Annotated in this window: 20 protein-coding genes, 1 pseudogene and 1 riboswitch; of the genes and pseudogenes, 19 read left to right on the top strand and 2 right to left on the bottom strand. The window is 43.0% G+C overall.

All coding sequences use genetic code 11. The features are described 5' to 3' along the window. The first annotated feature begins 40 nt into the window (after positions 1-40). The 4 genes and pseudogenes from LCD32_RS17480 to cydC all read left to right on the top strand — a co-directional run bounded on the left by LCD32_RS17480 (position 41) and on the right by cydC (position 5,920). Positions 41-1,455 (top strand): annotated as a pseudogene (locus LCD32_RS17480) (cytochrome ubiquinol oxidase subunit I). Then, positions 1,442-2,458 (top strand): cytochrome d ubiquinol oxidase subunit II, encoded by a 1,017-nt coding sequence (cydB, locus tag LCD32_RS17475; protein WP_025208210.1) that lies wholly within the window; start codon positions 1,442-1,444, stop codon positions 2,456-2,458. Before LCD32_RS17480 ends, cydB begins: the two are co-directional and overlap by 14 nt. Next, entirely contained in the window at positions 2,458-4,194 is a 1,737-nt protein-coding gene (gene cydD / locus LCD32_RS17470; RefSeq protein WP_048002465.1) for a thiol reductant ABC exporter subunit CydD, read from the top strand. Before cydB ends, cydD begins: the two co-directional genes overlap by 1 nt. Next, positions 4,184-5,920, top strand: a complete 1,737-nt coding sequence (gene cydC, locus LCD32_RS17465; protein WP_057078879.1) for a thiol reductant ABC exporter subunit CydC — start codon at positions 4,184-4,186, stop codon at positions 5,918-5,920. Before cydD ends, cydC begins: the two co-directional genes overlap by 11 nt. 57 nt (positions 5,921-5,977) lie before the next feature. Here cydC and LCD32_RS17460 read toward each other — a convergent pair whose 3' ends face one another. Beyond that, positions 5,978-7,009, bottom strand: a complete 1,032-nt coding sequence (locus tag LCD32_RS17460) for a polysaccharide lyase family 1 protein (protein WP_008345573.1) — start codon at positions 7,007-7,009, stop codon at positions 5,978-5,980. Between the two features lie 489 nt (positions 7,010-7,498). On the opposite strand from LCD32_RS17460, the gene sigY reads away from it, so the two are divergent. The 13 genes from sigY to LCD32_RS17395 all read left to right on the top strand — a co-directional run bounded on the left by sigY (position 7,499) and on the right by LCD32_RS17395 (position 18,773). Further along, positions 7,499-8,029: an RNA polymerase sigma factor SigY gene (gene sigY / locus LCD32_RS17455; protein WP_213407080.1), complete on the top strand. Its 531-nt coding sequence runs from the start codon at positions 7,499-7,501 to the stop codon at positions 8,027-8,029. Further along, the gene (locus LCD32_RS17450) at positions 8,029-8,340 is read left to right on the top strand and encodes a YxlC family protein (protein WP_224564377.1); all 312 of its coding nucleotides are present in this window, start codon (positions 8,029-8,031) and stop codon (positions 8,338-8,340) included. The genes sigY and LCD32_RS17450 overlap by 1 nt, the downstream gene beginning before the upstream one ends. After that, positions 8,337-8,549 (top strand): hypothetical protein, encoded by a 213-nt coding sequence (locus tag LCD32_RS17445; protein ID WP_008345569.1) that lies wholly within the window; start codon positions 8,337-8,339, stop codon positions 8,547-8,549. The genes LCD32_RS17450 and LCD32_RS17445 overlap by 4 nt, the downstream gene beginning before the upstream one ends. A gap of 308 nt (positions 8,550-8,857) precedes the next feature. Next, positions 8,858-10,228: an NADP-specific glutamate dehydrogenase gene (gene gdhA / locus LCD32_RS17440; protein ID WP_035389910.1), complete on the top strand. Its 1,371-nt coding sequence runs from the start codon at positions 8,858-8,860 to the stop codon at positions 10,226-10,228. Between the two features lie 83 nt (positions 10,229-10,311). Further along, positions 10,312-10,425 (top strand): hypothetical protein, encoded by a 114-nt coding sequence (locus LCD32_RS17435; RefSeq protein WP_008345567.1) that lies wholly within the window; start codon positions 10,312-10,314, stop codon positions 10,423-10,425. Between the two features lie 111 nt (positions 10,426-10,536). Continuing rightward, a complete protein-coding gene (locus tag LCD32_RS17430; RefSeq protein WP_048002463.1) occupies positions 10,537-11,919 on the top strand; it encodes a hypothetical protein in 1,383 nt (460 codons plus the stop codon). A 68-nt stretch (positions 11,920-11,987) separates the two neighbouring features. Next, entirely contained in the window at positions 11,988-12,602 is a 615-nt protein-coding gene (locus LCD32_RS17425; RefSeq protein ID WP_017368312.1) for a class F sortase, read from the top strand. Positions 12,603-12,844: 242 nt separating this feature from the next. Continuing rightward, a complete protein-coding gene (locus LCD32_RS17420; protein ID WP_224564374.1) occupies positions 12,845-14,788 on the top strand; it encodes a BglG family transcription antiterminator in 1,944 nt (647 codons plus the stop codon). A 121-nt stretch (positions 14,789-14,909) separates the two neighbouring features. Then, positions 14,910-15,215 (top strand): PTS sugar transporter subunit IIB, encoded by a 306-nt coding sequence (locus LCD32_RS17415; protein ID WP_007497889.1) that lies wholly within the window; start codon positions 14,910-14,912, stop codon positions 15,213-15,215. Positions 15,216-15,229: 14 nt separating this feature from the next. After that, complete coding sequence (gene celB, locus LCD32_RS17410) at positions 15,230-16,579, top strand: PTS cellobiose transporter subunit IIC (RefSeq protein ID WP_007497888.1); 1,350 nt, start codon at positions 15,230-15,232, stop codon at positions 16,577-16,579. 26 nt (positions 16,580-16,605) lie between these two features. Next, entirely contained in the window at positions 16,606-16,932 is a 327-nt protein-coding gene (locus tag LCD32_RS17405; RefSeq protein ID WP_008345561.1) for a PTS lactose/cellobiose transporter subunit IIA, read from the top strand. After that, entirely contained in the window at positions 16,929-18,257 is a 1,329-nt protein-coding gene (locus LCD32_RS17400) for a 6-phospho-beta-glucosidase (RefSeq protein WP_007497885.1), read from the top strand. Before LCD32_RS17405 ends, LCD32_RS17400 begins: the two co-directional genes overlap by 4 nt. 117 nt (positions 18,258-18,374) lie before the next feature. Next, positions 18,375-18,773: a hypothetical protein gene (locus tag LCD32_RS17395; protein ID WP_008345555.1), complete on the top strand. Its 399-nt coding sequence runs from the start codon at positions 18,375-18,377 to the stop codon at positions 18,771-18,773. Between the two features lie 324 nt (positions 18,774-19,097). On the opposite strand, the gene LCD32_RS17390 is transcribed toward LCD32_RS17395, so the two are convergent. Continuing rightward, positions 19,098-20,189 carry a branched-chain amino acid aminotransferase gene (locus tag LCD32_RS17390; protein WP_008345553.1) on the bottom strand — a complete coding sequence of 364 codons (1,092 nt, stop codon included), beginning with the start codon at positions 20,187-20,189 and terminating at the stop codon, positions 19,098-19,100. A 359-nt stretch (positions 20,190-20,548) separates the two neighbouring features. Here LCD32_RS17390 and LCD32_RS17385 point away from each other — a divergent pair, with 359 nt between their 5' ends. Next, the gene (locus LCD32_RS17385; protein ID WP_224564371.1) at positions 20,549-21,976 is read left to right on the top strand and encodes a right-handed parallel beta-helix repeat-containing protein; all 1,428 of its coding nucleotides are present in this window, start codon (positions 20,549-20,551) and stop codon (positions 21,974-21,976) included. Positions 21,977-22,093: 117 nt separating this feature from the next. After that, a riboswitch (SAM riboswitch) is annotated at positions 22,094-22,203 on the top strand. 173 nt (positions 22,204-22,376) lie between these two features. Next, positions 22,377-23,495: a sugar ABC transporter substrate-binding protein gene (locus LCD32_RS17380; protein ID WP_007497873.1), complete on the top strand. Its 1,119-nt coding sequence runs from the start codon at positions 22,377-22,379 to the stop codon at positions 23,493-23,495. The last annotated feature ends 13 nt before the right edge of the window (positions 23,496-23,508 follow it).

The following is a 23,508-nucleotide window of genomic DNA, read 5'->3' as shown; positions in this document are numbered from 1 at the left end:
GAATCATTCGGCATGCGAAAGTAAGGGAGGATGTAAGGCTGTGAGTGAGCTGTTTTTAGCAAGATTTCAATTTGCCTCAACGACATTATTTCATTTTATTTTTGTTCCTATGTCTATAGGTTTGGTATTTATCGTTGCATTGATGCAAACCCTTTATGTGGTGAAGAAAAAAGACATCTATAAAAAGATGGCAAAATTTTGGGGTCACCTTTTCTTAATTAACTTTGCAGTAGGTGTGGTGACAGGGATTCTGCAAGAATTCCAGTTTGGGATGAACTGGTCTGATTATTCAAGGTTTGTCGGTGATGTCTTTGGTGCACCGCTTGCCATTGAAGCGCTATTGGCCTTTTTCCTTGAATCGACCTTTATTGGTCTTTGGATATTCGGCTGGGACCGTCTACCGAAAAAAATCCATTTGTTATGTATTTGGCTCGTTTCTCTTGGTACGATCTTTTCGGCGTTTTGGATTTTACTCGCCAACTCATTTATGCAGGAGCCAGTTGGATTTGTGATTAGAAATGGCCGTGCAGAAATGAATGACTTTGGCGCTCTTGTAACGAACCCGCAACTTTGGGTAGAGTTCCCGCACGTTCTGTTTGGTGCATTGGCAACCGGTGCTTTCTTTATCACAGGAGTCAGTGCCTATAAAATGATCAAAAAACAAGAAGTCGCCTTTTTCAAAAAATCTTTCCAGATTGCCATGGTGCTTGCTTTCATTTCTGGCTTAGGTGTAGCGTTCTCTGGACATGATCAAGCGAAACACTTAATGGAATCACAGCCGATGAAGATGGCAGCAAGTGAAGCCCTTTGGAAGGATAGTGGAGATCCAGCGGCTTGGACACTATTTGCCAACATTGACACAGATAAAAAGAAAACTCTGCGGAGATCAATATCCCGTTTGCTTTAAGTTACTTGGCCTATTCTAAGTTTAGTGGAGATGTGCCAGGCATGCTGACCCTTCAAAAAGAATATGAAGCCAAGTTTGGTCCTGGAGATTACATTCCTCCAGTCAAAACAACCTTCTGGAGCTTTAGAATCATGGTGGGTGCCGGCATGTTGATGATTTTTGCTAGTATGATTGGTTTGTATTTGAGCTTTAGAAAAAAACTAGAATCAAACAAATGGTATTTACGCTTCATGGTATGGATGATTGCGTTCCCGTTTATTGCAAACTCAGCTGGTTGGATCATGACGGAAATTGGGCGTCAGCCGTGGACAGTCTTTGGTATGATGACAACCGCACAATCCATTTCACCAAACGTATCGTACGGCATGTTGCTATTCTCAGTCATTAGCTTTACGACCATTTATCTGATTCTTGCCATCGTGCTTGCCTACTTATTCATTCGAGAAATTAAAAAAGGTGCACATTCTGAAGAGAATACAGATCAAAAGGATGAAACGGACCTGTCTACAGATCCATTTGATGGAGGCGCATATCATGGCATATCTTAACGAGATTTGGTTTATTCTTGTCGCAGTACTGTTTGTTGGATTTTTCTTCTTAGAAGGATTTGATTTTGGTGTCGGGATGTCCATGCAGCTTCTTGGAAAAGATGCACATGAGCGCCGCATTTTAATCAATACGATTGGCCCTTTCTGGGATGCGAATGAGGTCTGGCTGATTACAGCTGGCGGGGCTATTTTCGCCGCTTTTCCTCATTGGTACGCTACGATGTTCAGCGGATACTATATTCCGTTTGCAGTTCTTTTATTAGCGCTCATTGGGCGGGGGGTCGCCTTTGAATTTAGAGGGAAGGTCGAGAAGGCTTCATGGATCAAAACGTGGGACTGGGTGATCTTCTTTGGCAGCCTACTTCCGCCATTTTTACTCGGCGTGCTATTCACAAGTATTTTACGAGGAATGCCCATTGATCAAAGCATGAATATGTACGCTGGATTTACAGACTTTGTGAATCTTTATTCAGTGATCGGCGGGGTAGCCGTGACGGTTCTTTGCCTTCTGCATGGATTGATTTTCGTCACACTCCGCACTGAGGGTGATTTAAGAAATCGTGCAAGAAAGCTCGGTCAGCGTGTTTTATTGATTGCACTACCAGTTCTTGTTCTATTTGTTGGTGTGTCTATTCTTGAAACAGACATTTATACCGTGCGTCCGATCATCACAATCCCTTTAACTGTACTCATTGTGGTTTGTTATGTAGCGGCTCTATTCTTTATGAGAAAAGAGCGTGATGGATGGACATTTTTATTCACAGGTGCAGGTATTATGGTGACGGTGACCATGCTTTTCACAGCATTATTCCCGCGTGTCATGATTAGTTCGATCAACCATGCATTCGACCTCACCATTCAAAACGCTGCATCAGGATCTTATTCACTGACGGTCATGACGATTGTTGCCATTTCTTTGCTACCTTTTGTGCTTGGGTATCAAATCTGGAGCTACTATGTCTTCCGTAAACGTGTAAGCGGTAAGGAGCCAATGACCTACTAATGGATAAACGTTTGCTTCAACTAAAAGGAATGAGGGGGCTTCTTGCCCTCTTAGGTATTGTGTCAATCATCCAAGGAGCAAGTATTATTTTTCAAGCACAGTGGCTGGCACATGCCATAACAACGCTGTTTGACGGGAAGAGCCTCATGCAGGCAACGCCTTATGTCTTGCTGTTTCTTGCTGCCTTTCTGGTGCGGCACGGTCTCACCTTGATGCGGGAGAAGGTCATGTTCACCTATTCTTCCCGAATTGGAGCAGACGTGAGAAAGCAGCTGTTGGACCAGCTGTTTCGTTTAGGTCCAGCTTTCACGAAGAAAAAAGGAACAGGAAAGCTTGTGACATTGGCGATGGAGGGCATTGCCCAATATCGTCAGTATTTACAGCTGTTTTTGCCGAAAATGGTGAACATGGCAGTTATTCCGGTGATGGTGCTTGTCTATGTTTGGACATTAGATGAAACATCTGCTGTCATTCTCATTGTCACGCTGCCGATTTTAATTGTTTTTATGATTTTGCTAGGACTTGTCGCTCAGCGTAAAGCGGCCAAACAATGGAAATCGTATGAGAAATTATCCAATCATTTTACTGATTCTCTCCGTGGCCTCGAAACGCTTCGCTACTTAGGGATTAGCAAAAAGCATTCTCGCAATATTGGAGAGGTCTCAAAGCGTTATCGAAAGGCGACGATGAGCACACTGAAAGTCGCCTTTCTTTCATCTTTTGCTCTCGATTTCTTTTCTATGCTGTCCATTGCGACTGTTGCTGTATTTCTCGGCTTGCGCTTAATTGAAGGAGATCTTTTGTTATTGCCGGCTTTGACCGCACTGATGCTTGCGCCAGAATATTTCTTGCCAGTCCGTGAAGTGGGAAATGATTATCATGCGACGTTAAACGGTAAAGAAGCGAATGAGGCGATTCAAGTGATTTTAGAGGAAAAGGGCTTCCGAGAGCAGGAGACACAATCTGTGCAGCTGAACGAGTGGAATGAGCAATCTGAGCTCACACTGCAAGATGTCAGTGTTTTGCATGATGAACATGCTCCTTATTCGATTCAGGATGTCGATCTCACTGTGAAAGGAAAGAAAAAGATTGGGATCATCGGTGCCAGTGGTTCGGGGAAATCGACGTTAACGGATGTTCTCGGCGGTTTTGTTGAACCGTCTGCAGGTGAAATCATCCTAAACGGCAAGCCGCTTGCTCATTTACAGCTGGCGGCATGGCAAAAAGAAGTCGTTTATATGCCGCAGCATCCTTATTTATTTTACATGTCACTGAGAGAAAACATTCGTTTTTATGAACCGAATGCAACAGATGAAGACGTCGAAAGAGCGGTGCAAGAGGCAGGTTTGTCTCAGCTCGTAGCTGATCTCCCCAATGGACTGGATGAGGTCATTGGCGAACAGGGCAGAGGACTGAGCGGTGGACAAGCGCAGCGGATTGCCCTCGCTCGTACAGTGCTCGGCCAGCGATCCATTATGCTGTTAGATGAACCAACGGCTCATCTGGATATTGAGACAGAGTATGAATTGAAGAAAACAATGCTTCCATTGTTTGAAAATAAACTTGTGTTCTTAGCCACACACAGACTTCATTGGATGACGGATATGGATGAAATCATTGTGATGGATCATGGGACGATTGCAGAGATGGGGACTCATGAATCATTAATGGAAAGAAAAGGTGTGTACTATCAATTGGTACAGGAACAAATGGGGGCGGTCACACATGGTCAGTAAAGGCTGGTTTATACCTTATATCAAGGAGAATCAAAAGCTGTTTGCCTTGGTGCTTTTTTTAGGGGCGATTGCGGTGTTTTCTGCTTCTATGCTCATGTATACGTCAGGGTTCCTCATTTCAAAAGCTGCCACAAGACCTGAGAATATTTTGATGGTCTATGTCCCAATCGTGGCAGTACGTACCTTTGGTATTTCACGCTCAGCGGCTCGTTATGCAGAGAGACTGGCGAGTCATCAGCTCATTTTGACGATGATTGAAAAAATGCGGGTACGTCTTTATGACATGGCTGAACGAAGTGCCAAACAGACGAAGCTTGGAACAGGTGAAATGCTTGGGCTGTTATCAGAAGATGTGGAGAGATTACAGGATGCGTATTTAAAAACAATTTTTCCATCCATCGGTGCGCTGCTTTTATATGCCGCTTCGATTGGAGCACTTGGGCTTTTTTCTTGGCCTTTTGCCGGATTGATGCTGCTTTATATGGCGCTGCTCGTATTTGTATTCCCATACATCACAGTACTTGTGAACCGGGCACGACAAATTCAAATGAAGAAAGGCAGAAATGAACTGTACAGCCATTTAACAGATGCCGTCATGGGCGTAAGTGACTGGTTGTTTAGCGGCAGACAGAACGATTTTGTTGAAGGCTATGAACGAAAAGAAGCAAAGCTATTAGCGCTCGAAGCGGCAAAGCATCGGTTTATCCGTCTGCGCCAATTTTTAGCACAGCTAGTCATTGGAGGAGCAGTCGTCCTTGTTGTGTATTGGAGCGGCTCAGTCGTTCAGGCTGGTTCTATGCCACACACGCTCATCGCAGCCTTTGTGCTTGTGCTGTTTCCATTAACAGAAGCCTTTCTTCCGCTGTCAGATGCAGCAGGCGATATTCCTGTTTATCAGCATGCCGTCAGCAGATTAAATCATTATGAAGAGCAGTCGTATGAAGGATTAGTGGAGAGGAAGGCAGCAGAGGAGACACCCGTCTCTGATGGCGTTGAAGCGGTCTGTTTTGATCAAGTCACCTTCGGATATGAAGCAGATCAACATGTACTCAAGCATTTTTCGTTTTCACTGAAGCAAGGTGAATCGCTCGCTCTTTTAGGAAAAAGCGGTGCAGGCAAATCGACCATTTTAAAATTGTTAGAAGGGGCAGTCGTGCCAAATCAAGGGGTTGTCAGCATTCAGGGGAAACCGGTACAAAGCATTCAAGAGGAGGTATCCTCTTATGTGTCTGTGCTCAATCAACAGCCCTATTTATTTGATACATCTGTTTTAAACAACATTCGCTTAGGCTCTCCAGAAGCGACAGAAGAGCAAGTAAAAGAAGCCGCGCGGCAAGTGCAGCTGCACGATTACATTGAGTCTTTACCAGAAGGTTATCACACAGGTGTACAAGAGACAGGGGTTCGTTTCTCTGGTGGAGAAAGGCAGCGTATGGCTCTAGCTCGGATTTTGCTGCAAAACACACCGATTGTTGTATTAGATGAACCAACCGTTGGGCTTGATCCACGCACAGAGCGTGAATTGCTTGAAACAATCTTCCGTGTGTTAAAAGGAAAAACAGTCATGTGGATCACCCATCATCTCACTGGCTGTGAGGCATGCGATCGTATGATGTTTATTGAAGGTGGACGCATTGAGATGCAGGGGCAGCATCATGATTTGCTGAAAGAAAATGTGCGTTATCAAAAGCTGTATGAAATGGACCGTCCATTTTCGGTCGTGTAAAAATTGAACGACAAGAACGTTCGGACAGAAGATTTCTGCCCGAACGTTTTTTTGAGCTTAAGGATTTACTTTTCCTACACCCGCATTTGATACAACTTCTGATTTCACATTGTTCACGTTAAGCAAAGAGTAGTTATAAGGAGGGTTGTACGTACCTGTTGAAGACGTTGGCAGGCTACCTGTGCTGTTAATATATGAGTTGTTGATGACATGCCATGTACCGACTTGACGGCTGTCCCAGCTGCCAATGGCATTGTTTGTATTTTCAAATACGTTGTGCTCAATTCTCATTTTTGCGCCCATACGAGAGTTAATCGCAGTTGTATGGATGCCTTTGTAGTAGTTGTTATACACATGACCTTCTCCGTAGCGCATAGACGGTACACGAGAGTTCAAGTTTTCAAAGCGGTTGTTGTGGAATGTGATTTTTCTGTTGTAGTTATCGTTATCGGAGCTGCCCATCAGCATTGTTTTCCAGCTGTCATGGACATAGTTCCATGAGAACGTAATGTAATCGGAGTCATTTTTCACATCGAATAACCCATCATAGTCATCTTTCCCAGAGTTCAAAGTGTTGTAGAGTTCATTATGGTCGACCCATACGTTTTTAGAACCACCTTCGATTCCGATGGCATCTTTATCACCGATTTTGCTGTGATGGATTTTGAGGTTGCGGATGATGACGTTATTGGCACGCCATACTTTAATACCAATCCCATTAAATTCGCCGTTTGTCCCTTTACCGACGATGGAGACATTGTTTGTATCTTTCACATCAATTTTATTGGCCGATGTATTAGAAGGAGTAATCGTTCCGTCTACCACGATTTTCAATTTTTCATTTGTTCCTTTGCTTTTGAGGGCAGCTAATAGTTCATTTCCGGTTTTCACCGTCACCGTTTTACCGCCTTCACCGCCTGTTGTACCGCCATTTAATGTGGAGAATCCTTGCTGATTAAAATTGGCCATAATCGAAGGGCTTTCTGGATATTTCGTTGCTGCTTTTGCCTCCCCATTTGGCGCAAATAATGAAGTCACGAGACCAACCGCTAACACACCAGCTAACATTGGAACTTTTTTCTTCAACATGAACATCTCCATTCTCTATTTTGTTTTAATGTAAACGTTTCCAAAATAAGCTGCGATTCAACCGCTCCTCCTTCCTTTGCCAGCATCGCCTCTTTCGGAATGTAGGAAGAGCATAGCACGCAAAAAGGTATCATCGGCTAAGAATTGAAACGAAGTATTCCACGATTTTCAAGGAAACTAAGGCAATGATTATTTCAATTTATCTAAATGAGACAAGGATCATTGACGATAGGTATTGGGGTAACCTAGTGATTATGAAAAGGACGTTCCCCATTTGAAGGAAAATCAAGATGATTACGAAAGCGTCATTTTGTTAGAGACAAAGACATGTCATAATCATTACATAAGAAAAAATTGGATATCAAATAGATCCGTGCGCTAAACAACAGGTAGACAAGGCTCCAATTAAAAAAAAGAAGGTCTATTTTAAACGATGCGATCACTGGTGTCGTCTAATCAATAAGAGATAGAAAGGAAGGAGGGACGTGTTTGGAGCAGACCGAGGAGACTTTATGGATTAAGCGGGCAAAACAGGGGGATGATGCCGCATTTACCGCCCTTTATCGGCATCATTATTCGTTTCTTTACCGTTATTTGATGAAATTGACCCTTCAACAAGAGCTGACAGAGGAGATCATGCAAGAAACGATGCTCAAAGCGTACATGAAACTTTCTTCTTTTAGAGGAGATTCATTATTTTCAACATGGCTCATGTCCATTGCATCTAGACAATTTTTAGATCATCAAAAGAAAAGAAAACGTGAACAAACGAGAGAAGGGAAGGCGAATCAAGAAGCCATCCGCCGGTTCAAATGGGATGTTCAGCAAAAAGGCCATACTTGGCATGACATGTGGGATGCTTTAAATGAGTTAAAGGCTCAGGAGAGAGTACCGATCCTTCTCCATTACTATTATGGCTTTACTTACCCTGAAATCGCTTCGATGCTCGAGGTGAGAGAAGGTACGGTGAAATCGAGGGTTCATCATGGGATCAAGAAAATTCGAAAGGAGTGGGACTGATGAAAGAAGATCGTTTGGCCGATCGTTTAAAAGAGGAGCTGCAGGAGCTCGATGAACAAATCGAAGTAGAAAAGCCGAGTGAACAAGCTTTGATGTTGATGCTAAAGCAGGCAAAGGAAAAAGAGAAAAAACGTTTTAAACAAGAAGTGCTGGCGTACATCCTCGTCAGTCTGACCATCATGACACTTTTTGCAGCTGCCATTACTCATTTGCCCATCATCTTCATTCTTCTCCAAGTGGTGAGCGTGCCACTCTGTGTGGTTGTCGGCATCAAGGAATATCAACAGATTAAAGGAGGGTCTTCCTTATGAGTCAGACGGAAATGATCATCTTATTGTGCGCATTACCGTTACTGTTTGCACAGGGATTTCTCTTATTTATGGATGCCAAGAAAAGAGGGCGTTATAAATGGTTCTGGGGTATCATTGGGTTAATCAACTTCCCATCTTCTTCTATTTTATATTGGCTGTGTGTTGTCTTACCTGATCGGAAAAGAGGAGAAAAGCTCAGAAAAGATTGAAAGACGTTGTAAAACTTTTGACCTTTTTTTTGAATGATCATCATCTAGAAAAAGTGAAAGTTTCATGAATGTGTCAAAGAAAGCGGGATGTTGAACGTCCAGTTCGTCATTTCTAGCACGATAGTCATTTTTTGAACGGGTCATTTTCATGACGGAAGGTGATTCTGCTTGATCTATCTCATTTCGGCATCGTTTTCATCTGTTATCAATATTGATCAGTTTTTACAAATGGTGTTAAATTAATCTCAATATGCGTTAGAAAATCTAACAACCAAAGAGTGAGATATTGACAAGGAGGCAGATGAGACATGTTGACCTTAGATCGAGCAGCACAAACAGCACAAAGCTACATCCACCGTGTGCTAGAGGATGTAGAAAAACGGAATCCAGGCGAGGCGGAATTCCAGCAAGCCGTGAAAGAAATTCTGGAATCCCTCGTCCCGGTTTTTGCAAAACACCCAGAGTATGAAAAACAGGGGATCTTAGAACGCTTAATTGAGCCTGAGCGGCTTGTGATGTTTCGTGTACCGTGGGTAGACGATGAAGGCAAAGTACAGGTGAACAGAGGATTCAGGGTTCAATTTAATAGTGCCATCGGTCCTTATAAGGGGGGCATTCGGTTTCACCCATCGGTCAATGCAAGCATCATCAAGTTTTTAGGATTTGAACAAATCTTTAAAAACGCACTGACAGGTTTGCCGATCGGCGGAGGGAAAGGTGGATCAGATTTTGACCCTAAAGGGAAATCTGATGGAGAAATCATGCGTTTTGTTCAAAGTTTTATGAGTGAACTCAGTCGTTATATTGGACCTGATCAAGATGTACCGGCAGGAGATATTGGGGTAGGTGCACGCGAAATTGGCTATATGTTCGGACAGTACAAAAAAATGCGTGGTGCGTATGAAGCAGGTGTCCTGACAGGAAAAAGTCCTGGTTTTGGAGGCAGCTTAGCGAGAAAAGAAGCGACAGGCTATGGACTGGTGTACTTTATGGAAGAAATGTTAAAAGCCCACGGAATGCAATTTGAAGGGCGATCTGTTGTTGTGTCTGGCTCAGGGAATGTATCGATTTATGCGATGGAAAAAGTATTGGAATTAGGCGGAAAGGTTGTGGCTTGTAGTGATTCAAGCGGAGCCATTTACGACCCTCAAGGCATTTCACTTGAGACAGTGAAGCAGCTGAAGGAAGTCGACAACCAGCGAATTGCTGCCTACATAGACATTCACCCGCATGCTGAATTGATTGAAGATTGCGAACAAATTTGGTCTCTTCCTTGTGACATTGCGCTGCCATGTGCGACCCAAAATGAAATTTCAGAGTCGCAAGCACAGCAGCTAGTGGCAAACGGTGTCATCGCTGTAGGAGAAGGGGCCAATATGCCGTCCACACTTGGGGCCGTCAAAGTATTTGAACAACATGATATTTTGTTTGCACCAGCAAAAGCGGCAAATGCTGGCGGAGTGGGTGTTTCGGCGTTAGAAATGGCGCAAAACAGTGCGAGAATGTCTTGGACTTTTGAAGAAGTAGATGGTCAGTTGAAACAAATGATGCAGTCGATTTATCGTCAGTGTACTGAGACAGCTGAAGAATACGGATACGCTGGAAACTTAATGGTAGGCGCAAATATTGCAGGATTTCGCAAAGTGGCAGATGCCATGATCGCACAAGGCGTCATTTAACTCCTGCTCTCCCGCACCTGTTTATTTCATGACAAGATCGGGAATTGTCTTGTAAGAATGACAATAAGGAGGCGCGGGAGAAAATGAAAAAGTGGCTGAAACAAATTGTCAAATGGGCACCAGTGATTTATCCAGTGGTGAGGAAAATATACAAAGAACGAAAAGCATCCAAAAGTCGTAACGTATCAGCCGGGTAATCCGGCTTTTTTTTATGAAATGAATGAAACAAAAAAATATGCTGTGGGAATGATCCATTTCACTTCTCTCGCCGTTAAGTACATAACAAACGGAAAGAGGAGGCAAAACAGATGAAAATGAAAAAAGCATTTTTAACGATCCCGCTTAGTGCAGCATTATTATTACCAACTGCTCAAATGGCAAGTGCACACGAAGGACATATGCATGGGGATGCAAAAAAGTCGTCATCATCACAAGAGGTGTCAAATAAAGCAACGGATCTTCGCGCAGCGCTTGATCAGCTCTTCTCAGAACATGCTTATTTAGCAGTGATCACGATGCAAAAAGGAATTGATGGCAGTAAAGATTTTGACCAAGCAGCAGCAGCGTTAAATGAAAACACGAATGATCTATCAGATGCGATCGCCTCTGTGTATGGAAAAAAAGCAGGGAAACAATTCAAAGAGATTTGGTCAAGCCATATCGGTTACTTTGTTGATTATGTACAAGCAACAGCGAAAAAAGATGAAGCAGGTAAAAAGAAAGCGGTCAAAGAGCTTGATCAATACCGCATGAAACAAGCTGATATGCTTGATAAAGCAACGGATGGAAGATTGAAAGCAAGTGAACTTGAAGAAGGTTTAAAAATGCACGTCAATGAACTGCTAAAAGCTTTTGATAGTTACACAGAAAAGGATTTTGATACAACCTATGAAACGGTCAGAAAATCCATTCATCATATGTTTGAAGTAGGTAAAGGTGTATCATGGGCGATTACAGATCAATTTCCTGGGAAATTTGATCAAAAATCAGTCGATACTCCAGCCGCAGATCTTCGTGAGGATTTAAACTACTTGTTCTCAGAGCATTTGGCACTCGCGGTAGTGGCTATGCAAAAAGGGAATGATGGCAGCAAGGACTTTGACCAAGCGGCAGCAGCGTTAAATGAAAACACGAATGATCTATCAGATGCGATCGCTTCTGTTTATGGAAAAGATGCAGGAAAACAATTTAAAACGATCTGGTCAAGTCATATCGGATATTTAGTTGATTATGTTAAAGCGGATGCATCAGGAGACGAGCAAGCAAAAGAGAAGGCTGTTAAAGATTTAGATGCTTACCGTATGAAACAAGCAAAATTTTTAGATCAAGCGACAGATGGCCGCTTGAAGGCGGCTGACTTAGAAGCCGGGTTGAAAACCCATATTGATGAGCTCATCAAAACGTACACGTCTTATCACAATGGCGAATATGATCAGCTGTACCCGACTGTCAGAGAAGCATACGGCCATATGTTCATGGTTGGTCAAGATGTCGCATCAGCTATTGTCGATCAGCATCCTGAATTATTCAAATCCAACATGCCAAATGAGATGCCGAAAACAGGTATGGGAGGCACAGCCGGTCCATTAGGTATGTCATATGAAGCATTTGCTGGGATGATGGCAAGTCTCATCTTAGCCGGAGGTGCAGTGGGGGCGTTCTTCCTCATTCGCCGTAAACCATCAAATTAAACAATATCAAGACAAGAGGGAACGTGCACAATCGTGCCGTTCCTTTCTTCAAAAGGAGGTCGACTTGCGTGAAAAGATGGCTGTTTAGTATTCTTACGCTTCTCATCATCACGGGCTGCGCATCCCAATCAATAGATGAAAAGTCATCCTCTGAAACTGCATCATCTCCTGAGCCAATGACAGCAAAACAAGCCAAGAATCCATCTCATTCACACGACACGTTAAAAGATGAGCCATCGGGTATTGTCCCCGCTGACATCTCCATTCCAGCGATTGATGTCCAAGCAAAAGTGGAGAAAACGACTTTATCAAAGGATGGCAGTATGGGTGTTCCGCAAAATACAGATCACACGGCTTGGTTTGAAGATGGTCCGAAGCCTGGTGATAAAGGGAATGCTGTCATAAATGGTCATGTTGATAATAAATGGGGTCCAGCTGTTTTTTATCGACTAAAGGAGCTAAAAAAGGGAGACAAAGTCATTGTGACATCCTCGTCAGGGGAAAAGCGAACCTTTGAGGTTCTCAAGGTGAAAAGCTATCCGCGCGAAGAGAAACCAAATGCTTTTTTCGGGTACGCCTTTACACGGAATCTCAATTTCATCACATGTACGGGAACTTTTGATCATGCAGCCGGTACACATGAAAAAAGATTGGTTGTCTTTACACAACTGATTTCCTCATAAGAAAAAGGCGGATACACGGAGGTGTAACGCCTTTTTTTCATGATTTCCACAACAGCATCTTAGAAGAAGATTCATAGGTCATTAGATATGGTTGGTTGTATAAATAGGGGCGTTTGTCATATAAATGAGTTGGCAATTTTTATTTCTTTTCAGTAGAATATGAGTAATGAAGAGAACTGTAAGCGTATACAACCTGTCCAAACAAGGCAGATTCTCCACCCTAAATGAAGGAGGCCGACCTAATGCTGAGTAAAAGACTGGCGCACATTTTAAGTCAGCTGATGGCAGCTGAGACTCCTCTCACGAGCGCAGCGCTTTCTGTCAGTTTACAAGTGACAAGCCGCACCATCCGAACAGACATCAAGGAACTGAATGAGCGTCTAGCCCCATATCAAGCAGCTGTATCAGCTGTTAGAGGCGCTGGCTATGAGCTGTTGATCAACGATGAGAATGCCTTTCGCCGTTTTATGAAGGAAGAACTCGAACAGGAAGAACCGCTTGCTGTTCTTCCAGAAGAACGAGTTCGATTTATTTTGAAAAAGCTGCTTCTAGCGGAATCATATGTGAAGCTGGAAGACTTACAGGAGCAGCTGTTTATTAGTAAATCGACGATGAGTAATGACATGAAATGGGTCAAACGTAAGCTCGAACCCTTTGATCTGAAGCTGGAAGCAAAGCCGAATAAAGGCTGCCGGATCAAAGGATCTGAGATGAAAATCCGTTATTGCATGTCAGAATATTTATTCAATGAACGGCGTTCCTATCAAACCATGCTGAACACGGCGGTTACGATTTTGCCAAAACATGAGCTGGAATTGATTCAGAGAACTATGATTGATTATATCAACGAGGAAAAAATGAATCTATCAGACATTTGCATGAATAATTTAATTGTTCATATTGCTATTGCCTGCAAACGGATTAGACACGGAAACTATGTATCTGTGCTGCCTGAAGAAATCAACGAAATCCCAAGGGCAAAAGAATACAAGGTAGCCAAAAAAATGGTTGAGCGTCTTGAAGGGCTGCTGGATGTCTCATTTCCACAAGAGGAAATCGTTTATATCGCCATTCATTTGCTAGGAACAGCCAAAATGGTACAGTCTTTTTCAACGGGCGGTCAAAAACAAATTGTGGATGATGACACGAGCCGTCTTGTTCAGCTGATGCTGAAAGCCATTGATCAAAAATTGCAGCTGGATTTAGCGGGAGATGCGGAATTGCTGATTGGCCTCAGTTTGCACTTAAAGCCGGCGATCAATCGGTGTAAGTATGGAATGAATTTAAGAAATCCAATGCTTGATGAGATCAAAGCGGGCTATCCAATTGCCTTTGAAGCAGGGATTGTGGCGAGCAGGGTCATTGAAGAAGAGACAGGTTTGTCCATTCATGAAAATGAGATCGGCTATATGGCACTTCATTTTGGTGCGGCCTTAGAGCGCAGGAAAATGGAGATACCACCGAAGCGATGCCTGATTGTCTGTGCGTCTGGTGCAGGGAGTGCAAGGCTACTTCAAGATCGTTTGCGGTCACAATTTGGGTCGAAGCTGACCATTTTAGGCACAGCAGAGCTTTATTCCCTTCCGCATGTCTCTTTACATGCATTGGATTTAATTATTACGACCATTCCCATTCATATGGAGTTACCGATTCCGGTCATTCAAGTGAACACGATTTTAGGAGGCAGTGATTTTTTAAAAATAGAAGAAGCTTTGACAAGTGAAACAAGAGTGACATTAGCCACGCAATATATGAAAAAGGAATTGGTCTTTACAAAATGCGCCTTTCAAACAAAGGAAGAGGTCATACACTTTCTCACGCAAAAGGTCATTGACATGGGCTTAGCGCCAGCAGAACTTACACAATCTGTGATGGAAAGAGAAGAGTCTGCACCGACTTCATTTGGGCATTATACAGCGATTCCGCATCCGATGACCCCGCTGACAGAAGAGACGTTTTGGGCGATCTGTACATTAGAAAAACCGATCATTTGGGGAGAGAAAAAAGTTCAATTTGTGTGCTTGCTTTGTGTCGAAAAGGAGAACGCCAAAGACTTAAAAGGCATGTACCGTCTGCTTGGAGAGCTTGTCCATCATGTGAAATTTATTCAGCACCTCATCACCTGTGACACCTTTGAAGACATGCTGGATGTCATGGATAAAAAAGCGCCTTCGTACAAGAACTAATGGTGTGATATTAACTTTTTCCGCTTCCTAAAGGAAAAAGTATGGGTGTTTATGAAAGCGGTTTCATAATATGATGAATGTGTAAAGAAAAGCTTCATACTTCAAAAAGGGGGCGTTTACAATGAACATTTTATTAGTTTGTGCAGCAGGTATGTCAACAAGCTTACTTGTCACAAAAATGGAGAAGAGTGCACAAGAACAAGGAAAAGACTATCGTATTTGGGCAGTATCTGGAGATGCTGCTAAAAATCATATTGATCAAGCCGATGTGCTTTTATTAGGACCTCAAGTTCGTTATTTATTACCGCAAATGAAAAAACTCGGAGAAGACAAAGGAATTCCAGTAGATGTGATTAATACCGTGCATTATGGCGTATGTAATGGCGCTGAGGTTTTAAAATCTGCTGAACAGTTAGTGAACGGATAAAGGGGGCGGAAGGGATGAATGGATTCAACCGATTTCTAGAAGAGAAGGTTATGCCGTTTGCAGGGAAGATTGCCGCTCAAAGACATTTACAAGCATTGCGTGACGGAATTGTTTTAACCATGCCTCTCATTATCGTCGGTTCACTGTTTCTTATTTTAGCCAACCTTCCGATTCCAGGATACAGCGATTTTATGGCAAGTGTCTTCGGAGCCGAATGGGCCACGAAACTATCCTATCCTGTGAATGCCACCTTTGACATTATGGCACTTGTTGCGACCTTTGGGATCGCGTACAGGTTAGCTGAAAAGTATGCAGTCGATGCACTGTCATCTGGTGCAATTGCTGTCGCAGCTTTCCTCCTAGCCACACCTTATCAAGTACCGTTCACACCTGAAGGATCAACAGAAGCTATCCTAGTGAATGGCGGTATTCCCGTCACACTGATGGGCAGTAAAGGGCTATTCGTTGCCATGATTATTGCCATGCTTTCCACCGAAATTTATCGCTTTATTGTACAGCGGAATATCGTCATCAAAATGCCTGATGGTGTACCGCCAGCAGTTAGTAAATCGTTTATCGCACTTATTCCAGGTTTTGTGGTCATCACGCTGATCTGGGTCGCTAGGCTTCTGATTGAGATGACACCTTTTGAGAGTATTCATAATATCATCACGGTCTTAATCGGCACACCACTATCCATTCTTGGTGGAAGCTTAGGCGGAAGTATCGTTGCCATCGGTGTGCAAATGCTCCTCTGGGCATGTGGTATTCACGGAGCCACCATTGTCGGAGGAGTCATGGGTCCGATTTGGCTCGGTGCGATGGATGAAAACCGTCTTGCCTTCCAAGCAGGAGAAGTGCTGCCGAATATTTTCACAGCGCAGTTCTTTGAAATCTTTATCAATGTCGGCGGAAGCGGCGCGACGCTTGCTTTGGTACTGACCATGATCTTGCGTGCGAGAAGTAAACAAATGAAACAGCTTGGCCGTCTTGCGATTGGGCCAGCCATCTTTAACATCAACGAACCGATCATTTTTGGAATGCCGATTGTGATGAACCCAATGCTTCTCATTCCGTTTATCCTTACGCCAATTATGATGATCATCACCACATATATCGGAATGAGCACAGGACTTGTAGCAAAACCGGCAGGGATCGCTGTCCCGTGGACAATGCCGCCAATCATTTCAGGCTATCTCGCAACAGGCGGGAAAATCTCTGGCGCGGTCATGCAGCTGATTAACCTTGCCTTGTCATTTGCGCTATACTATCCATTCTTTAGAATGTGGGATAAGCAGAAATTGAAAGAAGAAAATGAGCTTGAAGCAAAAGCATCAACAGATGAAAATGTTGTCAGCATGTAATAGAGGGAACAAGGGGGATGCGGCCGATGGAAATGGAACAAATTGTGTTTCAACTCATCTTGCACGGTGGTAATGGCAGAAGCTCGGCCATGGAGGCCATTACATGTGCAAAGCAAGGCAATTTTGATGAGGCGAAGCAAAAATTGCAGGAAGCACAAGACGCGTTAAATGAGGCGCATCACGCACAGACAGAGCTAATCCAAGGAGAAATCAGAGGAGAGAAAACCGACGTCAGTCTCTTGATGATTCATGCACAGGATCATCTGATGAACGCTATGACCGTCAAAGAGCTTGCAGCTGAAATCATTGAGCTCCATGAAAAAATGAAGCAATTCGGAGGTGTCAATTCATGAAAGACGGAATTAAAATTGTCACAATAGGCGGTGGATCAAGCTATACGCCTGAGCTCGTCGAAGGGTTTATTAAACGATATCAAGAATTGCCTGTAAAGGAGTTATGGCTTGTGGATATTGAAGCAGGTCAGGAAAAGTTGAACATCGTGGGTGCTCTTGCAAAACGTATGGTTGAAAAAGCAGGTTTGCCGATTGAAGTGCACCTCACCCTTGACCGCCGGGCAGCTCTGAAAGATGCGGACTTTGTCACGACACAATTCCGTGTAGGACTGCTCGAAGCCAGAGCCAAGGATGAGAGAATCCCGCTTAAATATGGCGTCATTGGACAGGAAACGAATGGTCCAGGCGGGTTATTTAAAGGTCTACGCACCATTCCAGTCATTCTAGACATCGTGAAGGATATGGAAGAGCTTTGCCCAGATGCCTGGCTGGTGAACTTTACAAATCCAGCAGGCATGGTCACAGAGGCGGTGTTACGCTACACGAATCTGAAAAAAGTGGTCGGTCTATGCAATGTGCCGATTGGAATCAAAATGGGCATTGCAAAAGCGCTGGATGTCGATGTCGAACGCATTGAAGTACAATTTGCAGGCCTCAATCACATGGTCTATGGCTTAGATGTGTATTTAGACGGGGTCAGCATTATGGATCAAGTGCTCGATGAATTAGGAAATCCAAATAGCCAGTGGTCCATGAGGAATATTGAAGCGAAAAACTGGGAGCCTTCTTTCGTCAAAGGCTTAGGGGTCATTCCATGTCCGTATCATCGTTATTACTATAAAACGAAAGATATGCTGGAGGAAGAACAAAAAGCGGCTCAAGAAAAAGGAACAAGAGCAGAGGTTGTGCAGCAAGTCGAGCATGAATTGTTTGAGTTATATAAAGACCCAGATTTATCGATTAAACCGCCGCAGCTCGAAAAAAGAGGCGGGGCTTATTACAGCGATGCAGCATGTAATTTGATCAGCTCCATCTATAATGATAAACATGACATTCAACCAGTAAATACAGTGAACAGAGGAGCGATTGCCAGTATTCCGGCCGAATCAGCGGTTGAAGTGAACTGTATCATTACAAAGGACGGACCGAAACCAATCGCGACAGGTGATCTGCCTGTGGCTGTGAGAGGACTCGTTCAACAAATCAAGTCTTTCGAGCGTGTGGCAGCTGAAGCAGCTGTGACAGGAGATTACGAGACGGCTCTTGTCGCTATGACCATCAATCCACTCGTTCCATCTGATGAAATTGCAAAACAAATCTTAGATGAAATGCTTGAAGCGCACCGTGAATATTTACCGCAGTTCTTCAAATCAGTAAATGCGTAAAATAAAATGGCCCCTTTATGGGGTCGTTTTTTATGATTTTTTCATATGGAAACCGGAGAAAGCAGTGTATGATAGAAAAAACAACATGTACTGCTTCAAAGAAAGGACGGTTAGAATATGGTGGCAATTGGGTTAATGCTTTACGGCTTTATCGTTCAACCTCTACTTAGTTACGGCACAGTGGTTTTGTTTTTGTATGGAATCATCGCTTCATTTATTGGCCTGATTCGGCATAGACAGGATGTGTGGATGTATGTTCTCCGCTTGCTCGTTTGTTTTACCATTCCAGTAACCAATCTGTTAATGTATTTCGCAACCATCGGTGGAGATGAAAGAGACTTTGATTTCCAGCCGATGCCGCCAGTTTATCATCTTGTTTTTATCCTAGAAATCATCATCGTCTTTTTACCAGAGATCTTTTTACTGATCGAGAGAAAGCGGAGTATCAAAGGCAAACAGTGGATATATGCAGGGGCCATTGTGGGGATAACGGTCTTGTTTTGGTGCACGATTTGATGAGAGGCTGATGGACATCTAAGTCTTTTTCGCCTTTTTGTTGCGCAACCTCTTTCGCCTCACTTTTACAAAAGTAATGGAAAGAACAAAGATAGAAATCCCGAGAAACTTAAATAGAAAACGGGTGAAGAACGGTGAATCGTCGAAACCTGTAGCGATGATGATTGATCCGATGCAAATCCCAAAGAACGCAAGTAAATAAGTAAAAAACATACCATCACTCCTTAAGTGTGGAATAGATCCATATTTTCCATTATGAGGTAGTGGAGGAGATAAAGAAACAAAAAAAGAACCCTTCATCAAATGAAAGGTTCTTTCGCTAGCTTATGCCTGCTTGACGACCGAATCGACTTCTACTGTCCAGCCGAAGATGTCTGGCTGAGTTCCTTTTTGGATTCCGGTAATCGCTTCGTACAATTTCTTCGATACTTCGCCTGTTTGACCATTTTGAATGACGTATGGCTGATCGTGATAAATTAATTCACCGACAGGAGAAATGACGGCTGCCGTTCCTGTTCCGAAGATTTCTTCAAGTTCACCTGACTGATGTGCTTCAATTAACTCATCAATTGAAATTTTACGTTCTGTCACAGGGATTTCCCAATGCTTTAACAGCTCAAGCACAGAATTCCGTGTGATCCCTTCTAAAATGCTGCCGTTCAGTTCAGGCGTCACGATTTCTCCATTGATTTTAAAGAAGATATTCATACTACCGACTTCTTCAATGTACTTTTTCTCGATGCCATCAAGCCACAGGACTTGTGAAAATCCTTTTGTTTCAGCAACTTGCTGTGCTTTCAAGCTCGATGCATAGTTTCCAGCTGTTTTGGCATTTCCTGTTCCGCCTTTAACAGCGCGGACAAATTCGTTTTCCACCGCAATTTTGACCGGATGGATGCCTTCTTTATAATAAGAACCTACTGGAGATAAAATGATGATCAGCTTGTAGGTGCTTGACGGTGCAACACCTAAATAGGGCTCAGTAGAAATAATGAATGGTCGAATATACAAAGAAGTGCCCTCTGCATCAGGTACCCAATCCTTATCAATGCGAATGAGTTCATTTAAGCCTTCTAAAACCGTTTCTGTATCAATTTGCGGGATACATAGGCGGTCATTTGATCTGTTTAAGCGTTCCATATTTTTTTCAGGACGGAATAAGAGAATCTTTTGATCCTCAGACACATACGCCTTCAAGCCTTCAAAAACAGATTGGCCATAATGATAAACCATAGAAGCTGGGTCCATTGGAATCGCCTGATAAGGAATAATTCTCGGATCATACCAGCCTTTATCAATTGAATAATCCATCACAAACATGTGGTCTGTGAAGATTTTTCCGAATTCAAGTTGATCAGATTGAGGTTTTGGTTTTTTTGTTGAACTAAGTTCAACGCGGATGGGTTGTTTTGGCATCGTAAATCTCCTTGCTGTTTGATTATTTGAAAATTCTAATAATATGAAATAATTATGATTCTATTCTATACCTTCACAAAATATTAGCAATAGGTTTTCTGGAATTCAGACAAGAAAAATCTGTTAAAGCGCTTTCCTCCTCTCTGTCGTGGTTTTACTGAAGTTTCCCCTTAGAAATAAAATCCAATTTCGTTATTAACTGATTAATCTGACAATTTAAAAGCGATTTATTTTCCTGTAAGATATTCTTTCAACCATACACCTTTTGACTAGTACATTGCAAGGGGCATTGCCATATTTTAATCCTCTTTTTTTTAACCGATAAAGGTAGAAGAGAGTGGAAGGGAGCAAACAACGAGATGAAACGAATGATATCAGGCGCCTTATTGATTTTATTGATGACCGCCATTAGTTTTGGCTGTCAAGCGATGACGGAGGAGGCTGGTGCGAAGCAAGGTACTGCCTATTACGTCGCAGCAAATGGGAACGACAAACATCCAGGGACAAAGCAAAAGCCTTTCCGTACGCTGAAAAAAGCGGCAAGTATCGCGAAAGCTGGAACAACAGTTTATATGAGAGGCGGTACATACAAAGAGAAATTGATTGTCCGCCATTCTGGAACAAAGAAAGCACCAGTTGTTTTTCAAGCGTATGGAAAAGAGAAGCCTGTCATTAGCGGAGCATCTCTTAAAGGAAATCAAGCAGACGGTGGTCTTGTGAAGATTGATCAAAAAAGCTATATCACCCTGAAAGGGCTGACAGTCGGTCATATTAAAACGAATCAAGAAGATGTGACACCCATCGGTATATTCATCACAGGAAGCGGCAAAGGCGTCAAACTGCTTAACAACCGTGTGTACGACATTCAGACGACACATCAAAATGGGAATGCTCATGGCATTGCGGTCTATGGAACGAAAGCACCTGCAGCCATTGAAGACATTGAAATCAAAGGAAACACTGTGGAAAAGTTAAAGCTAGGTTTTAGTGAAGCCCTTGTGCTAAACGGAAACGTTAAAAAATTCCGCGTGACACATAATACAGTCCGGCATACGGACAATATCGGGATTGATTTAATTGGTTTTGAGAATGTCGCACCTTCTAAAAAGTATGATCAAGTGCGAAATGGTGTCGTATCTAGAAACAAAGTTTATGAGATTACGAGTGTTGGGAATCCAGCGTACGGCAAGGACATCTCCGCAGGAGGAATCTATGTGGATGGCGGGAAAGACATCGTGATTGATCATAACATCAGCCATCATAATGACCTTGGGATTGAGGTCACAAGTGAACATAAAGGGAAGATGGCCGAACGCATTCGCATTGAGCACAATCAAGTATATTTAAATCGTTATACAGGCATCTCCATTGGCGGCTATGACAAGAAGCGGGGCGGAACCACAAACGCGACCATCTCCCATAACATTTTGTACAAAAATGACACAGCCGGCTTAGAAGGCGGTCAATTGCTCATGCAATATCAATCGGTGAACAATCGAATCACGAATAATATCATGACAGCCAGTGCTTCGCATTACTTAGTCGTGAATCTCTACGAAGTGAACAAGAAAAATACATTCCAAAAGAATGTCTACGATGACCGCAAAGGTGCAAAAGCCTCACAGTGGGTATGGCGCGGGAAATGGCTGGAAGGCTACAAAACGTATCGCTCGAAAAGCGGTCAAGATAAAGGATCAGCACACCTCAATCCCCAATTTGTGAATGAGAAAAAATATGATTTCCGTCTTAAGGCATCATCACCTGCTAAGAAAATCATCGGCAGTTAAACAAGGTATTCGGTGCAAATGATCATTTTAGAAATTTTCAAAAAAGTCATTGACATTGATGAGACATCACATTAAAGTAAAGAAGACATTTCAACTAAAACAAATTTCATAACGGATCTCTTATCAAGAGAGGCAGAGGGACTGGCCCTATGACGCCCAGCAACCGTTTCTATTTAAGAAATTGGTGCTAATTCCTGCAAAGCTGTTACAGCTTTGACAGATAAGAGAGGAAGACTTCCCGATACATGTTTCATGCAACGGTGATCAAGCCTCTCTTTATCAAGAGAGGCTTTTTTTGATCTCTTTTTTTAGAATCAAAAGACTGGGTTCACAAGCATATTTCCACTTTTTTACCTAGTTTTCCGATGTGAAAAATAAAACAACTTGAGGAGGAACAGCAATGAAACGTAAATATTGGACATCATCTCTTGTATTATTGACGGTCCTGACCGTGCTATTATCTGGTTGCGGTACGGGATCAAGCGCAGGCTCAAAGGCTAATGCAAACGAAAAGGTCTCCTTTGACAATGTCCCGAAGCGATTTGCAAAAGGACAGGGAGCAAAAATTAAAGTCATCCGTAAAATTGGCGGAGACGATCATACTGCTCAGTTTTTAGCAGGAACGAAGGCAGAAGGTGAAGCGCTAGGCTTTACAGTAGATGTCTACACGGCAAATGGTGATACGGCGAAGTTTCATGATGCCATTTCTCAAGCACTAGAAGAAAACTATGATGGCTTTATCATCTCTCATGGGGATGATGAGGCGACAGTCGCTGATGTGAAGAAGATCACAGCGAAAGGCATTCCAGTTGTGGCGTTTGATTCAAATCCGAAGCTGAAGGACATCAAAGGGGTCACAGTGACGTCTCAAGATGACGAGCAATTAGCGAAAAAATCATTAGATGCACTCGTGGCTGATTTTAAAGGGAAAGCAAATATTGCGTATCTTTGGGTAGACGGATTTCCTCCAATGGTGAGACGAAACAAAGTGTACCAAGAAACGCTCAAACAGCATACAGGAATCAAGGAACTTGACCGATTTGGCGTTGCGGCCTCTGATACATCAGTTCAAACACAAAATGCGGTTGCGGCTATGCTAAATAAATATCCAAAGGGCAAATTGGATGCGATTTTTGCCACGTGGGATGCATTTGCGATTGGTGCCGCAAGAGCTTTAAAAGAAGCAGGGAGAACCGAAGTGAAGATTTACGGTATTGATGTGTCTAATGCCGATCTGCAAGAAATGACTGCGAAAGACAGTCCTTGGAAGTACACTGCCGCTGTTGACCCGAAGCTCATTGGCGCAATCGACGTAAGGATTCTTGCGAAGAAACTAGCTGGCGAGAAAACGCCATCTTCCTATGACCTTGAGGCCTCTCTCATTTCACAAAAGCAGCTTCAGGATGCAGGAAAGGCCATCAATATGGTCAATCTTGCAGATGAAGTAAAAGGATTCGGATCATCGACTGCTTTTGAAGAAGACTGGATGAAGACCTTGAAGAAGCATTATGCAAAATAAACAACGTGCACTC

The organism is Bacillus sp. RSS_NA_20 (genome assembly GCF_020165915.1).
GTDB classification, from domain to species: Bacteria; Bacillota; Bacilli; order Bacillales; family Bacillaceae; genus Bacillus; species Bacillus altitudinis.
This window is presented reverse-complemented; position numbering and strand designations above follow the sequence as displayed.

Excerpts from the sequence above, each read along its gene's own strand:
- LCD32_RS17415 (WP_007497889.1), top strand. The coding sequence starts at position 14,910 with ATGAACATTTTATTAGTTTGTGCAGCAGGTATGTCAACAAGCTTACTT.
- LCD32_RS17390 (WP_008345553.1), bottom strand. The coding sequence starts at position 20,189 with ATGCCAAAACAACCCATCCGCGTTGAACTTAGTTCAACAAAAAAACCA.
- cydB (WP_025208210.1), top strand. The coding sequence starts at position 1,442 with ATGGCATATCTTAACGAGATTTGGTTTATTCTTGTCGCAGTACTGTTT.
- LCD32_RS17460 (WP_008345573.1), bottom strand. The coding sequence starts at position 7,009 with ATGTTGAAGAAAAAAGTTCCAATGTTAGCTGGTGTGTTAGCGGTTGGT.
- cydD (WP_048002465.1), top strand. The coding sequence starts at position 2,458 with ATGGATAAACGTTTGCTTCAACTAAAAGGAATGAGGGGGCTTCTTGCC.
- LCD32_RS17445 (WP_008345569.1), top strand. The coding sequence starts at position 8,337 with ATGAGTCAGACGGAAATGATCATCTTATTGTGCGCATTACCGTTACTG.
- LCD32_RS17385 (WP_224564371.1), top strand. The coding sequence starts at position 20,549 with ATGAAACGAATGATATCAGGCGCCTTATTGATTTTATTGATGACCGCC.
- LCD32_RS17430 (WP_048002463.1), top strand. The coding sequence starts at position 10,537 with ATGAAAATGAAAAAAGCATTTTTAACGATCCCGCTTAGTGCAGCATTA.
- LCD32_RS17395 (WP_008345555.1), top strand. The coding sequence starts at position 18,375 with ATGGTGGCAATTGGGTTAATGCTTTACGGCTTTATCGTTCAACCTCTA.
- LCD32_RS17380 (WP_007497873.1), top strand. The coding sequence starts at position 22,377 with ATGAAACGTAAATATTGGACATCATCTCTTGTATTATTGACGGTCCTG.
- cydC (WP_057078879.1), top strand. The coding sequence starts at position 4,184 with ATGGTCAGTAAAGGCTGGTTTATACCTTATATCAAGGAGAATCAAAAG.
- LCD32_RS17450 (WP_224564377.1), top strand. The coding sequence starts at position 8,029 with ATGAAAGAAGATCGTTTGGCCGATCGTTTAAAAGAGGAGCTGCAGGAG.
- LCD32_RS17420 (WP_224564374.1), top strand. The coding sequence starts at position 12,845 with ATGCTGAGTAAAAGACTGGCGCACATTTTAAGTCAGCTGATGGCAGCT.
- gdhA (WP_035389910.1), top strand. The coding sequence starts at position 8,858 with ATGTTGACCTTAGATCGAGCAGCACAAACAGCACAAAGCTACATCCAC.
- LCD32_RS17435 (WP_008345567.1), top strand. The coding sequence starts at position 10,312 with ATGAAAAAGTGGCTGAAACAAATTGTCAAATGGGCACCAGTGATTTAT.
- LCD32_RS17400 (WP_007497885.1), top strand. The coding sequence starts at position 16,929 with ATGAAAGACGGAATTAAAATTGTCACAATAGGCGGTGGATCAAGCTAT.
- celB (WP_007497888.1), top strand. The coding sequence starts at position 15,230 with ATGAATGGATTCAACCGATTTCTAGAAGAGAAGGTTATGCCGTTTGCA.
- LCD32_RS17405 (WP_008345561.1), top strand. The coding sequence starts at position 16,606 with ATGGAAATGGAACAAATTGTGTTTCAACTCATCTTGCACGGTGGTAAT.